The 219-nt window shown below is 35.2% G+C and carries 1 pseudogene; it reads left to right on the top strand.

The features are described 5' to 3' along the window. Positions 1-219: pseudogene (locus V6255_RS18645) on the top strand (FAD-dependent oxidoreductase); the annotation flags it as partial.

The raw sequence follows: 219 nt of genomic DNA, 5'->3' as shown, positions 1-219 counted from the left end.
CTACAAGTTTACCTTTTTATGTTCAGCTTGAATATATTCAATCGATGAAACGATTTGAGAATGCGATTGTAACTCGACCTGGTTATCCAATTGAATAAGATTATTTTGATCCACGTGATCTTAAAGCGACTATAGAAAGCAAATATATCGATCGTTTATTCTATGCAGGACAAATCAATGGTAACACTGGTTATGAAGAAGCACGAGCAGAAGGCTTGT

This window comes from Psychromonas arctica (assembly GCF_038155225.1).
GTDB lineage: Bacteria > Pseudomonadota > Gammaproteobacteria > Enterobacterales > Psychromonadaceae > Psychromonas > Psychromonas arctica_B.
This window is presented reverse-complemented; position numbering and strand designations above follow the sequence as displayed.